Annotated in this window: 12 protein-coding genes; 8 read left to right on the plus strand and 4 right to left on the minus strand. The window is 52.0% G+C overall.

What is annotated here, in order from left to right; all coding sequences use genetic code 11:
- Positions 1–12: 12 nt before the first annotated feature.
- A complete protein-coding gene (locus tag ACLO87_RS06130) occupies positions 13–768 on the minus strand; it encodes an SDR family NAD(P)-dependent oxidoreductase (RefSeq protein ID WP_430223061.1) in 756 nt (251 codons plus the stop codon).
- A 4-nt stretch (positions 769–772) separates the two neighbouring features.
- Positions 773–1,877 (minus strand): peptide chain release factor 2 gene (gene prfB / locus ACLO87_RS06135; RefSeq protein ID WP_430223062.1). Its coding sequence is split into 2 segments (ribosomal slippage): positions 773–1,795 and positions 1,797–1,877, totalling 1,104 coding nucleotides; the frame shifts between segments, so codons are not numbered across the junction.
- A 243-nt stretch (positions 1,878–2,120) separates the two neighbouring features.
- Here prfB and ACLO87_RS06140 point away from each other — a divergent pair.
- A complete protein-coding gene (locus ACLO87_RS06140) occupies positions 2,121–3,035 on the plus strand; it encodes a DMT family transporter (RefSeq protein WP_430223063.1) in 915 nt (304 codons plus the stop codon).
- Here the strand turns inward: ACLO87_RS06140 and recJ are convergent.
- A complete protein-coding gene (recJ, locus tag ACLO87_RS06145; protein ID WP_430223064.1) occupies positions 3,032–4,756 on the minus strand; it encodes a single-stranded-DNA-specific exonuclease RecJ in 1,725 nt (574 codons plus the stop codon). The genes ACLO87_RS06140 and recJ overlap by 4 nt on opposite strands.
- Positions 4,741–5,682 carry a hypothetical protein gene (locus tag ACLO87_RS06150; protein ID WP_430223065.1) on the minus strand — a complete coding sequence of 314 codons (942 nt, stop codon included), beginning with the start codon at positions 5,680–5,682 and terminating at the stop codon, positions 4,741–4,743. Before ACLO87_RS06150 ends, recJ begins: the two co-directional genes overlap by 16 nt.
- A gap of 39 nt (positions 5,683–5,721) precedes the next feature.
- On the opposite strand from ACLO87_RS06150, the gene ACLO87_RS06155 reads away from it, so the two are divergent.
- The 7 genes from ACLO87_RS06155 to greB all read left to right on the plus strand — a co-directional run bounded on the left by ACLO87_RS06155 (position 5,722) and on the right by greB (position 13,679).
- Positions 5,722–6,996 carry a lipoprotein-releasing ABC transporter permease subunit gene (locus tag ACLO87_RS06155; protein WP_430223066.1) on the plus strand — a complete coding sequence of 425 codons (1,275 nt, stop codon included), beginning with the start codon at positions 5,722–5,724 and terminating at the stop codon, positions 6,994–6,996.
- Positions 6,989–7,681, plus strand: a complete 693-nt coding sequence (locus ACLO87_RS06160; protein WP_430223067.1) for an ABC transporter ATP-binding protein — start codon at positions 6,989–6,991, stop codon at positions 7,679–7,681. Before ACLO87_RS06155 ends, ACLO87_RS06160 begins: the two co-directional genes overlap by 8 nt.
- An 83-nt stretch (positions 7,682–7,764) precedes the next feature.
- Positions 7,765–8,586, plus strand: coding sequence for a TatD family hydrolase (locus tag ACLO87_RS06165; RefSeq protein WP_430223068.1), 822 nt, complete (start codon positions 7,765–7,767; stop codon positions 8,584–8,586).
- A gap of 113 nt (positions 8,587–8,699) precedes the next feature.
- Positions 8,700–11,222: a DNA internalization-related competence protein ComEC/Rec2 gene (locus ACLO87_RS06170; protein WP_430223069.1), complete on the plus strand. Its 2,523-nt coding sequence runs from the start codon at positions 8,700–8,702 to the stop codon at positions 11,220–11,222.
- A gap of 49 nt (positions 11,223–11,271) precedes the next feature.
- Positions 11,272–12,213 carry an alpha/beta fold hydrolase gene (locus ACLO87_RS06175; protein ID WP_430223070.1) on the plus strand — a complete coding sequence of 314 codons (942 nt, stop codon included), beginning with the start codon at positions 11,272–11,274 and terminating at the stop codon, positions 12,211–12,213.
- A 6-nt stretch (positions 12,214–12,219) separates the two neighbouring features.
- Positions 12,220–13,068 (plus strand): 3',5'-nucleoside bisphosphate phosphatase, encoded by an 849-nt coding sequence (locus ACLO87_RS06180; RefSeq protein WP_430223071.1) that lies wholly within the window; start codon positions 12,220–12,222, stop codon positions 13,066–13,068.
- A 23-nt stretch (positions 13,069–13,091) separates the two neighbouring features.
- Entirely contained in the window at positions 13,092–13,679 is a 588-nt protein-coding gene (greB, locus tag ACLO87_RS06185; protein WP_135864832.1) for a transcription elongation factor GreB, read from the plus strand.
- Positions 13,680–13,694 lie beyond the last annotated feature (15 nt).

Genomic DNA, 13,694 nt, shown 5'->3' on the forward strand with positions numbered 1-13,694 from the left:
TTTCAGTAAACTTTACAAATAACGACGGATATCATCCAGGAGGGTGCTGCCGAACACATCACTGCCCATGTGGCGCAGAATGTGTGCAGCCGTTTCCTCTGGGGAGCTGAGTTGTTGCTCGGCATGTAGGTTAAGAAAGCGTTGTAGGTCGGGAAAGTCAGAGACTTTCTGTTGACGTATAACGCTTTGCATTGGGCTATCAATGACACCGGGGGCGAGCGAGGCACAACGTAGGCGAGGGTGGTTTTCCATCGCCAGAGTTTGCGTGTAGAAATCTAACGCAGCTTTGGTTGCACCATAAACGCCCCAGCCAGCGACGCTGCGTCTGCCCGCACCTGAAGAAATGTTCAAGATGCGGCGTTCGGCAGCACTGGCATCTGTAGCAGCCAATAGCGTGGCACATAAGGCGATGGCACTGCCTACATTTAACTGCAGGGCTTGTTGTATAGCCATTGCGTCATTGAGCTGATTGGCTTGGGCAATAGGTTCCACGGTGCCAGCATTATTGATAAGCCAATAGTGCTGTGCGGTACGGGGCAGCGCGTGTTGCAACCATTCTTGTGTGGTTTGCATACCTGCAGCAGAGGATAAATCTGCTTGCAAGGCGTGTAGCGTGGCACCTTGCTGATCAGCAAGGGCAGCCAAGGAGGGGTTGTCACGTCGGGCAATTGCAAAGAGCGTAGTGTTGGCATCTAGCACTTGCTGTGCCATTGCTGCACCTAAGCCTTTTGAGGTGCCGGTGATGATAACAACGCGCTGTGTACTCATGGTGTTATAGACCTTGTTTCAGGCTGGCCTGAATAAAGGGGTCAAGGTCGCCATCCAGCACTTTCTGAGTGTTGGAGACTTCCAAGTTGGTACGCAAATCTTTAATACGGCTTTGATCCAGCACGTAGGAACGAATCTGGTGACCCCAACCCACATCGCTTTTTGAGTCTTCCAGTTTCTGTTGGTCAGCCATACGTTCGCGCAGCTCTTTTTCGTACAGTTTAGAGCGCAGCATTTGCATCGCTTCTGCACGGTTACGGTGCTGGGAACGATCGTTCTGACACTGCACCACAATACCGGAAGGCAAGTGAGTCAAACGTACCGCAGAGTCGGTCTTATTCACGTGCTGACCACCCGCACCACTGGCGCGGTAGGTGTCTACGCGCAAGTCGGCAGGGTTCACTTCGATTTCAAAGGAATCGTCTACTTCGGGGTAGACGAACACACTACTGAACGAGGTGTGACGGCCATTATTGGAGTCAAATGGGCTTTTACGTACTAGACGGTGCACGCCAGTTTCGGTACGCAGCAAACCGTAAGCGTATTCGCCTTCGATTTTGATGGTGGCGGATTTAATACCTGCTACCTCGCCATCGGAAATCTCTAAGACTTCAGCTTTGAAACCTTTGTGTTCGGCATAGCGCAAGTATTGGCGCAGCAAAATAGAAGCCCAGTCTTGAGCTTCTGTGCCGCCAGCACCCGCCTGAATGTCCATAAAGCAGTTGGACGGATCGGCAGGGTTGGAGAACATGCGACGGAACTCTAGTTCTTCAATACGTTCACATGCTTTGGCAATGTCTTCTTCTACGGCTTGCAGGGTGTCATCGTCATCATCAATGGCAGCCAAGTCAAACAGCTCTTTGCTGTCGTGTAACGCACTACGGATTTCGTCCAGTTCGGTTACCACGCCTTCTAGGCTTTTCTTTTCACGACCCAGTTCTTGGGCGTGTTGGGGGTCGTTCCAGACGTCTGGGCTTTCTAGCTCAGCATTAACTACGATTAAGCGGTGTGCTTTTTCATCGTAGTCAAAGATACCTCCGTAGTTCAGCCTCGCGCCTGATGTAATCTTCCAGGTGCGATTCAATGGCGTTTTGACGTTCGGCTTCCATAGCGATGTACTTCCTGTGTGGCGGCATAGCCATGATTAGTGCTATGCCAAAAATTCGGTCAAAAGGAATAATTTTAACCTGTTAGATCATATAAGGGCAGGGTGAATGCGGCTTTTTGTATGCATTCAGCTGATTTTAAGGAATTATTATCATTCGTTTTTAGAAGAGGCTTTCACTATACTAAGTTTTTAACTATAAAAAACCAGCCCTGTTACGGAGACATAATGGGGCATATATGTCGTAATGAGTCAGTCAAAACTTACCCCAGCCACGGTGGCGTTTCTTGTTATTCCAACCATGCTCTGGGCGGGCAATGCCATTGTAGGGCGTATCGTGAGCGATATGATTCCGCCGGTGACGCTGAATTTTGTGCGTTGGATTATTGCGCTGATTATTTTGTTGCCGTTTGGTTATTCGGTTTTGCGACCTAGCAGCCAATTATGGAAAGAGTGGAAACGTTATTCCATTTTAGGTCTGCTGAGTATTGGTCTTTACAACACTTTGCAGTACATGGCATTGCAAAGTTCTACTCCCATCAACGTGACCCTAGTAGGGGCCAGCATGCCTATCTGGATGCTGCTGATTGGGCGCGTATTTTTTGGTGCGCTGATGAACCGTTGGCAATTGCTGGGCGGCATCGTGTCGTTATGCGGTGTGGTGATTATTCTGACGCGTGGCGACCTGACACAGATCATGTCTATGCGCTTAGTGATAGGGGATTTCTACATGATCCTATCCACCATCGCGTGGGCATTTTACAGTTGGCTGTTGTTGGCGAAAAAACACCCTGACGATGTGCGCCGTAACTGGGCCACTTTGCTGATGTCGCAAGTGGCGTTTGGTACAGTGTGGTCTGGCTTGTTTGCGTGGGGCGAGTGGGTTGCTTTTGACGTGCAGATTCACTGGGGAACTGAGCTGTATTGGGCGATGGCGTATGTGGCGATAGGCCCTGCCATTGTGGCTTTGTACTGTTGGGGGGAAGGGGTGCAGCGCGCTGGCGCCGCAACCGCCGGATTCTTTACCAACTTTATTCCCCTGTTTGCGGCGTTGCTGTCCACGGTGTTCTTGAATGAGCTGCCTAAAACCTTCCACGCTATTGCGTTTGCTTTGATTGTGGGCGGGATTATGTTGGCATCCCGCAAACGGAACATCGCTTAAGAATTAACGCTGGCGGCGTACTCCACAATCAATTGCAATGAGGTTTGGCCATTCCACGTATTGGGGGCCAAACTGTACACCACCTCAATCACACCATCTAGCAATTGATCGTGATTAAACCAGATGGCATCTAAGACTTGGGTGCCACGCTCCAATTGCAGCTTCAAGTGACGATCTTTCAGTAAACGCTGCTGACGAATAATAAAGCGGTCGCGGAAGAGTGGGGCAGGAAAGCCTGCGCCCCACACTTGCGATTGCAATAAATAAGCCGTTTCCACGCTGTAATGATCCAACGATAAGCTGCCATCCGTTTCAATGATGGGCTCAAAGTATTCGCGCCCGCTTAAGGTACGCACGGCATCATCAAAGAGCAGCATGAAGTCTGCGTAGTTTTCTTCTTTGATGCTTAGACCTGCTGCCATGGCGTGGCCGCCGAATTGGGCAATAATGCCGGGTTGGCGCTTAGAGACTAAGTCCAACACATCACGCAGGTGTACATCGGGTACGGAACGACCAGAGCCTTTCAGCATGATGCCATCGTCGCTGCGAGCAAAAGCGAGCACAGGGCGCCAGAATTGCTCTTTGAGTCTAGAGGCTACCAAGCCCACTACGCCCTGATGCCAGTCAGGGTGATACACGCACAGACTGGCCCGCTGTTCAGGGTTGTGGCTCACATGCTGTTCAACAGCGACTAACGCTTCTTGGCGCATGTGTTGTTCGATCTGGCGGCGATCTTGGTTCATGTCCTCCAGCTCTTGTGCCAATGACATGGCCTCGGCGGGGTCATCGCTAAGTAGGCAGCGTATCCCTAATGCCATATCAGCTAAGCGGCCGGCGGCATTAATGCGGGGGCCTAGTGCAAAGCCCAAATCAAAGGTGCTGGCTAAGCCTGGATGGCGCGCGGCAACGCGAAATAGCGCTTCAATGCCGGGCTGCATGATGCCAGAGCGTATTTGCTGTAAGCCTTGATTCACCAGCAAACGGTTATTGCTGTCTAGGCGCACCACGTCGGCGACGGTACCCAAAGCGACTAGATCGCTTAGGCGGTTCAAGCGAGGCTGAGTTTTGGCATCAAACACGCCGCGTTGGCGTAATTCGGCGCGCAAACCCAACATCAGATAAAACACCACGCCCACACCGGCCAAATTTTTAGAGGCGAAATTGCAGTCGGGGTGGTTGGGGTTCACGATGGCGGATGCATCAGGCAGTTCGTCGCCGGGTAAGTGGTGGTCGGTAATGATGACCTCCATGCCTGCCGCTTTGGCTGCTTCCACACCGCTTACGCTAGCAATACCGTTATCTACGGTGATGAGTACATCAGGTTTGCCGTCTTCGTGTACTAAGGCTAGATCCACAATGGCGGGCGATAAGCCGTAGCCGGTTTCAAAACGGTTGGGTACTAAGAAGCTAACTGTGGCACCCATCATGCGTAATGCGCGTACGGCTACGGCGCATGCCGTGGCGCCGTCACAGTCGTAGTCTGCGACGACCAGCAGTCGTTTGTTGGCGGCAATGGCATCGGCCAAAAAGCGTGCCGCATGTTGCAGGTCACGCAACAGGGCTGGTGAAAGCATTTGCGCCCAATCGGTAGCGAGCTCTTCTGTGCTGGATACCCCTCTGGCTGCCATCAGTTTTGCCAGCAGCGGGTGTGTGCCTGCACTGGTAAGTGTGTTGACGTAGTCAGGGTTGACCGTACGATCTTGTATTACTGGGATGACCATTGTTTCTTCCAATCGTTTTGCTTGGAGGCAAAGAGTTTACGCAGAAAACCAGCAGGTCGCGGGTTCACACTCAACAAGCGGCTTTGACCGCACAACACAATAGAAGGTGGCTGCTGTTGCAGAGGGGCGAAGCAATTCTTTTCTAAGAGCTGCCAAGCCTCTAGCCAACGCGACCAGTCTTGTTGCTGTAAAGCGTCTTCCAGGTCTGTAAAGAGCTGATAGGGGGCGGCATGCGCATTAGTGAATTGCGCTGCAGAACCGCCACCTTGTAGCCACAAGCTATTGATAGGTAGTTTGCCTTCAGCGGAACGTTGTTGGTTAACGGGGTGGTTGAACCAGAACATTTGCAGTTCATTCACGAGCCTGCGCCATGGGCGCGTTTCGGCATCTTGTTCCCACCAGTGGTTAACCGCGCTTTGGCTGACTAAGGCAGAACTTACCGTACGTGCGTGAAAATCTTCAGGTGGCTGAATGCGCCAATAGTGGGTATTCATGTATTCAGCAGCAAAGCCAGTGCCTTCAAACCATGCCACGCTACTGCTGAACAATGCTTCGCTTTCTTCTGGCGTGATAGCCAGATCAGAGGCGGGTATCAGTGCTGCGCCATCTCGCGACGGAGAGATATGTACTAGCTCACCTAACCAAACGGACTCTTCAGGGGCTAAAGTTAGGTTTTGTTGCGATTGCATCCACAAAACCCCTAGACCTGCGCTACTATGCTGAGCGGGTTTGGGTTGGAATCCTGCCTGTTGCAGTTGCCAATACTCCAGAGCAGTACAGCGTTCTTGATTGCTATCCAGAACCTGCAATGTACTTTGGCTTTGATTAAGCCAATGAACCAGAGTGGGGGCGACTTTTTCCAACTCAGGCAAAAGTTTTGAAGCATAGGGTGGTTCAGGCAAGGCGCCTGAGAGTACTATTTGCATAGAAGTTTTCTGTCTAATACACGTGCGGTGGCAAAGTTTATGTCGTTTGAATGGTGGGTTGGAGCGCGTTATGCGGGGTTAACCCGATCTAAGCGTAAAGCGGGACAGCGAGGGGACAGGTTTGTCTCGTTTATCGCTGGAAGCTCTATGGCTGGTATCGCTCTAGGGGTTGCGGCTCTTATTGTAGTGCTTTCAGTCATGAATGGCTTCCAAACGCAGGTACGTGACCGAATGCTGTCGGTTTTGCCGCATATAGAGTTGTTTTATCCTGGGCAGCCACATCAACGTGTACTGGAAATGTGGCCTGATATTGCCGCAGATGCTAAACAAAACTCTGCTGTGCAAGGTGCTGCACCATTTGTGGGCGCACAAGGCATGTTGGTGCGCAATAACGTATTGAGTGGTGCACAGATTCGAGGCATAGATTCTAGCGTTGAAACGCAAGTGTCTGAGCTGGCAGATCAGCTATATGCTGGTAGTTTGGATGCCTTAAAAGATGGCAGTTTTGGCATTGTGTTAGGTCAGAAACTGGCGAAGACGTTGGGTGTGGGGCAGGGAGACACCTTAATGGTGATGGCGCCGCAAGGCACAATATCCCCTGCCGGATTTTCGCCACGTATGCGCCAGTTCACCGTAGTGGGGCTGTTTTCATCCGGTCACTATGAGTACGATGCGTCATTGGCATTTGTGAATGTACAAGATGCAGCGCGCATTTTCCGTGACAGCGGTGTGAGTGGTGTGCGTTTACGTATTAAAGACATGCAAAAAGCCCCTGAGGTAGCGGTAGAGCTGCAAGGGCAATTGCCTAGCGGTGTGATTGCTAGTGACTGGACTCGTAATAACCGTACATGGTTTGCGGCTGTGCAAACTGAAAAGCGCATGATGTTCTTGATCTTGACGCTGATTGTGGCAGTGGCGGCGTTTAACTTGTTGTCGTCGTTAGTGATGGCGGTGAAAGATAAGCGCAGTGATATTGCGATCTTGCGCACATTAGGTGCGACTCCTGCTGAGATTGCTCGTATCTTCTTGGTGCAAGGCAGCTTAATTGGTTTCTTGGGAACGGGTCTTGGCGTGCTGTTAGGTGTGTTGATCGCCTATAACGTAGATGTCATTGTTCCCTTTATTGAAAACCTGATTGGCCTGCAGTTCTTGCCTGAGCAAATCTATTTCATCAGCTCTTTACCCTCTAATCCGCAAGTGGCTGATATTGTCATTATTGCGGTGACTTCGTTGATTTTGTCGTTCTTGGCAACGCTGTACCCCAGCTGGCGTGCCTCGCGTTTGCAACCCGCACAGGTATTGCGTCATGACTGATTCTGTAATGTCTTCTACTCCCGTGATTGAAGCCCGCGACTTGGGCGTGCGCTATAGCGAAGCGGGTCGCGATATCAGTATTTTGCATGACGTGTCTTTACAGGTGCAGGCAGGCGAGATGGTTGCTATTGTGGGGGCGTCTGGTTCGGGCAAAAGTACGCTGTTGCACATACTAGGTTTGCTGGATAAACCCACGACTGGCCAAGTATGGGTACAGGGGCAAGCTACCGAAGACATGAACGAAAAGCAGCGTAGTCGCTTGCGTAATCAGGCGCTAGGGTTTGTGTACCAGTTTCATCATCTGCTGCCGGAGTTCCATGCGTTGGATAACGCTGCCATGCCATTGATTGTGCGTGGTTTGAAACGCGATGAAGCACGAGCACAAGCCCAGGCGTTGCTAGAACGAGTGGGTTTGGGTGAGCGCTTGGATCATTTCCCCGGGCAATTGTCAGGCGGTGAGCGTCAGCGCGTGGCTTTGGCACGTGCGTTGGTGTCTAACCCGGCATGTGTGTTGGCTGACGAACCTACGGGTAACTTAGATCGCCACACTGCTGATGAAATGTTTGGCTTGTTGCAGGAAGTGAATCGTGAGTTGGGCACAGCTTTTGTAATCGTGACCCACGACGTAGCCTTGGCGTCCCTCGCGCACAGGCAGTTGAACATGGTGGATGGCAATCTACAATAAGCTAAACCGCATAAGCATGCGTACAGGGTGTTATCAATACTCTGTACGTATGGCACTGCGTAGGTCGTATCACGGGGGAAGCCATGCTGATAGATAGTCATTGCCATTTGGATGCACCAGAGTTTGATGCGGACCGCGATCAGGTGTGGCGTCGAGCACAGACAGCAGGGGTGCAAAAAGTGGTCGTGCCAGCGGTAGAGGCAAGTAACTTCCAGACTGTACGCGATTTGGCTCGGCAACACGACGGCGTGTACTACGCCCTAGGCATACATCCCTTATATGTACCGCGCGCGCAGCCGAGCGACCTAAGATTATTAGAAGAAACCGTACAGCAGGCCCTAGAGGATTCCTGTTTTGTGGGCATCGGTGAAATAGGGCTAGATTTCTTCGTGCCCGAACTGTGTACACCTGAGATGCGTGAGCGCCAATTAGCGTTCTATGAGCAACAGCTAAAACTTGCTGTGCGTTATAACCTGCCGGTGATCTTGCATGTGCGTCGCTCGGTGGATGTCATCACCAAACACCTGCGTCAGCACCCTACGCTACGCGGCATAGCGCATGCCTTTAATGGCAGCCAGCAACAGGCTGAAATTTTGCTGGATTTGGGCTTTAAATTAGGTTTTGGCGGTGCTATGACCTTTGAACGCGCTAAGCAAATACGCCGTTTGGCCAGTGATTTGCCGCTCACGGTCATTGTGCTGGAAACTGATGCGCCCGATATTCCACCTGCATGGTTAGGTAAAGCGGGGGAAGAGGATGACTCCCCATTGGCGCGGCGTAATGAACCAGCCCACTTGGCGCGTATGGCCCAAGTGCTGGCAGAGTTACGTGGTGTGCCGCTAGAGAACATTACCCAGCAGACTGGCAATAATGCACTGGAAGTCTTGCCTAGACTAGCGCAGTAAAACACAGCATTTTTTTGTTATTACCTACGTACATAATCGCACAGACATAACGGTGTGTGCGGGAGTCTGGTTGCTGCTGCTCGGCAGTAGCCTAAAGCTTTTGCATAGCGTCTATGCGATTGCTACAACGACAATTTTTCGGACGTATTACCGCGTTAGCCATAGTGGCTGCTGCCGTATGGGTACACACATTTTCTGAGTTGCCGGCAGACTGGCTGTGGTACAGCCTATGGTTGTTGGTTGTGTTGGGGGGCGTAGTGTGTTGGCGCATCCCAGCATCCGCCTATGTGATGGTGCCGTTGATGGCAGCCGCTATAACCTTGTGGTGGGTAAGCGCGGCTGCTGACCAGCGCTTGGCGGAAACTTTACCTACGACAGATGAAAATAGAGTCTCACGTGTGGAGTTTGAGGTCATAGGTTTACCGCAGCAAACGCCAAGCAGCCTGCATTTCACCGCACGAGTTCGTCAGAGCAAACCAGAAGCTTTGCCTAGTACCATACAGGTGAATTGGTCGGCCGCGACGTGGTTGGGGCCTTATAGCAAGCCCGTGAAGGTGGATTTTCCTACGGTGTCACCCGGGCAGGTTTGGCAAAGCAATATGCTAGTCAAAACACCGCATGGTTATCAGAACGAACAGGGTTTTGACTACGAACAATACAGTTTTAGTCATGGGGTTCGGGCCTTAGGTAGCGTGCGCGGTGAACCTAAGCTGTTATTCACACTTCCGTGGTGGCAGCGATCGTGGTCAGTGATGGCGCAAAGCCTGCGTTATGAATTACGTAAGGCTATGTTGCCCTATGTACAGTCCTATCGTTATGGCGGTGTGCTGTTGGCGTTGAGTGTGGGTGATCAAAACAGCATACAAAGCCAAGACTGGTTGGTGTTTAACCGAGCGGGGCTCACGCATTTAGTGTCTATTAGTGGCTCGCATGTCACGCTGATGGCGGTACTGGTGGCCACCGTTATCTCGTGGTGTTGGCGACGCTTGCGCTATAAACGGGTGGCTTTGGCAGAGTATTGGCCTGCTCAAAAAATAGCGGCGTGTGTAGCGTTGTTGGTGGCCGCCTTGTATTGCACGGTGGCTGGCTGGGGTGTGCCTGCACAACGTACTTTTTTAATGTTAGCGGTGGTGGTAGGTACCCGTTTAGCCAGTGTGTCGTGGCAACCGTCGCAAACTTTAGCGTTAGCCGCCGTTTTGGTGGTGTGCTTAGACCCATGGACGGTTGTAGCCAGTGGGTTTTGGCTATCGTTTGGGGCCGTGACCGTACTGTTGTTGTGCTATCACTGGCAGGGGCATGCTATGCAACCCAAACAAGGGTGGGCGGCCATTGGTAGTTATGTACTGCAGGTGTTGGCTTGGCAAGTAGTGATTAGCTTGGCGCTCTTTCCAGCATTGGGCTGGCAGTTTCATGAGATTTCACTCATCTCGCCCTTTAGTAATGCCTATGCCATTCCGCTTATAGGGATGGTGATTACGCCCCTGTCTTTGTTGTTGATGTTGGTTGCACCTATAGAGGCTCTTTCTACGGTGGCACAAGGCGTGGCGTGGTTAGCTCATGTGCTGTTGGAGCTCATGATGCGACCCACAGAGTGGCTGTGTGAACTTCCGGCTGCCAGTATGGCCGTAGCGTGGGCACCATGGTGGACGTATGGAGTGGCGGCGTTAGGAATGGGGTATGCCTTCTTGCCTAAGGGGTTGCCTGGCAGACATTGGGGCTGGATAGGATTACTGCCGTGTTTGCTATGGGGGCGTACACCTATCGCTGAAGGTGAGTGGCGAGCGGACGTCTTGGACATAGGGCAAGGTGGTGCGGTGTTGGTGCAAACGCGCCATCATGCCTTGCTCTTTGATACGGGGCTGCGTTTAAGCCATCAGAGTGATGTGGGCGATAGGGTAATTGTGCCGTTCTTGCGGGCCAAAGGCATTACTGCACTAGATTGGTTGGTATTGTCCCACGACGATTTAGACCATACCGGTGGCGCGTTGAGTGTGCTGCAAGCTGTGCCGGTGCGTGCTCTTTATACGAGCTTTTCGGCGCGAGCGTATTTTGGGCGTGAAGCGGCATTGCTAGGGATGGTGTCCCCGTTGTTGCCTACAACTGCGCAACATCTCTGCCAACAAGGTGTTTCATGGCTGGTGGATGGTGTGCAGTTTAGCTTTGTGTGGCCAGATGCGTCGGCATTAAGGAATAAGGATAGCAATGCACGTAGTTGTGTGTTGAGCATTCGCAGTGCGCAAGGCAAAAGCCTGCTACTAACGGGGGATATAGGTGTGGCTCAAGAAGCTGCACTGTTAAGACAAGGCCTAGAGCCACACGATGTAGTAGTCGTGGGGCATCATGGTTCCCGTACCTCATCCTCAGTAAACTGGGTGCAGTCCATGCAGGCGACTTGGGCAATCGCACAAGTAGGGTGGGGAAATAGGTTTGGGCATCCACATACCGAAGTAGTACGGCGTTGGCAGCGATTTAAATCGGTGTTTATTCGTACCGACTATGCAGGGGCAGTACGCATCGTAACGGAAGGTTCAGGTATACAGGTGCAGTGTCAACGCCAAGTGCGTGCACGTTATTGGCAGCATCCAAGTTCTGCACTACAAACATCCTGCGATCAGACGCTTAGAGAGAGCCAATGATGCGTGTAGAATGAACATTACTCTTTTCCTACTTTGGCGCAGCCTGCCCATGAACAGCCATTCTGCTATGTGCTCTGAACCTCGTTTGGATTATGTGATGTGCGCATCACCTGCCGGTACGCATCGTATGGCGTATTGGGAATGGGGCGACCCTGATAATCACAATATTCTGTTGTGTGTGCATGGTTTAACCCGTAGCGGCAGAGACTTCGATGCCTTAGCGCAAGCCTTATCTAGCCATTATCGCGTGGTCTGCCCTGATGTGGTGGGGCGCGGTGCATCTGATTGGCTGCTAGACCCTACGTATTACGCTATTCCCCAGTACGTGGCCGATATGTTGACCTTAATTGCTCGCCTGAAACCCGCTACGTTGGATTGGGTGGGGACTTCTATGGGCGGGCTAATAGGTATGGGGTTGGCAGGTAGCGTGGCAGTGTCCGCCCAACTGCGGTTGTCGCACCCGTTGAGTCTGCCAGTATTGCAGCAAATCCCACTAGGTAAATTGGTGCTGAATGATGTGGGGCCAGCCCTAAGCTGGGAGGGCTTACAGCGCATCGGGGATTACGTCGGTATTCCAGTGCAGTTTGCGAGCTTCGCGGAAGCCGTAGCCTACGTGCGCCAAACCTTGGCTGGTTTCGGGCCACATACGGATGCTGAGTGGGAAGACATGACGCGTATTGCCTTTGTGCGTACAGCAGAGGGGCCGTGGATTAAGCATTATGATTTACGTATCGCACTGCCTTTTACAACGCAAACTGAAGCCGCCATGCAGTTAGCAGAGCAGATGCTATGGCAGTCGTACCAAAGTTGGCCACATCAGGTATTGATCATGCGTGGGCAACAATCTGACTTATTAGGAGCCAGCACAGTACAAGAGATGGTTGCTAGGCATCCTGCGGCGCATAGTGTGGAAGTGGCCGGAGTAGGGCATGCGCCCACGTTGCGTCATGCAGATCAAATCGCGATAGTAGAACAGTTTTTGATGGGGTAGTAAGGCATGAGAAACCAAACACTTAATGTGGACTTACATTGCCATTCCACAGCGTCTGATGGTTTGTTGCCACCCAAGGAAGTAGCACAGCGCGCGGCCGCCAATGGCGTGCAGTTGTGGGCATTGACCGACCACGATGAGCTTAGCGGTCTAGAAGAAGCGCGGGCCGAGGCTACACGTTTGGGTATGCAGTTTATTCCCGGTGTGGAAATTTCCGTGACGTGGGCGGGGCGTACCGTACACATCGTGGGATTAAATGTAGATGATCACCAAACGCAGCTTAATGACGAGCTGGCGTATATACGGTCAGGGCGGGAGCAGCGTGCGCAAGAAATAGGGCAAAAGCTAGGTGGCTTAGGTATTCCTAATGCTTATGAAGGTGCCTTGCGTTATGTGTCTAATCCGTCGCTCATTAGTCGTACTCACTTTGCTCGTTTTCTGGTGGAAGAAGGGCATTGCGCCAACGTGGGCGAGGTGTTTAAACGCTACTTGGGTGACCATAAGGCGGCCTATGTACCTATGCAATGGGCGACGCTTGCGCAGTCCGTCAATTGGATACGTGAAGCAGGTGGCAAGGCGATTATTGCGCACCCCGGACGCTACGAATTTACGCCGGTGCAATTTGGGGCATTGTTTGATGAGTTCAAAGCATTGGGTGGGGTAGGGATTGAGGTGGTCACAGGCAGCCACCGAGCCGACCAATATGCGGAATATGCGCAGGTAGCACGCCATTATGGGTTTGAGATTTCCTGCGGTTCAGATTTTCATGCACCAGGTGAAGGGCGTTTGGACTTAGGCAAGTTGCCGCCTTCGCCCACCGATTTGCCTACCGTGTGGGATGAGTGGCTGGGCTAACCAGTTGAAGTGGAGTACAGAAAATGAATAAAGCTTTTGTTAAAGAAGACACCGAAGACCTTGATGATGACTTGGAAGCCCCCGCTGTTAGCATACCGGCGGGTACCAAGAACTACATTACGGTAGAGGGCTACCGCGCCTTGCGCCGCGAATTTAATCACTTGATGAACGTAGAGCGCCCTGAAGTGGTGCAGGTGGTGTCGTGGGCTGCGTCTAATGGCGACCGTTCTGAAAACGGCGACTACTTATACGGTAAAAAACGTTTGCGCGAAATAGACCGCCGCATCCGTTTTTTGACTAAGCGCATCCAAATTGCCGAAGTGGTGGATCCCGCGTTGCAGCCCAATAAAGATCAAATATTCTTTGGGGCAACCGTGGTGTACGCCAACCTTAGTGGTGAAGAAACCACCATTACCATTGTGGGTATAGATGAAGCCGAACCGCTAAACGGCAAAATTAGTTGGATATCTCCCGTGGCTCGTGCCTTGCTCAAAGCGCGCGAGGGCGACACCATTACTTTGCGTACACCGGGCGGCAAGGAAGAATTGGATATTTTGGAAGTGCACTATCCCACCGAACCAGCCCCGCCAGATGACGAGCTAGGACATTAACCGTAAAACCACAAG

Source organism: Paenalcaligenes sp. Me52 (assembly GCF_050487965.1).
Lineage (GTDB): Bacteria > Pseudomonadota > Gammaproteobacteria > Burkholderiales > Burkholderiaceae_B > Paenalcaligenes.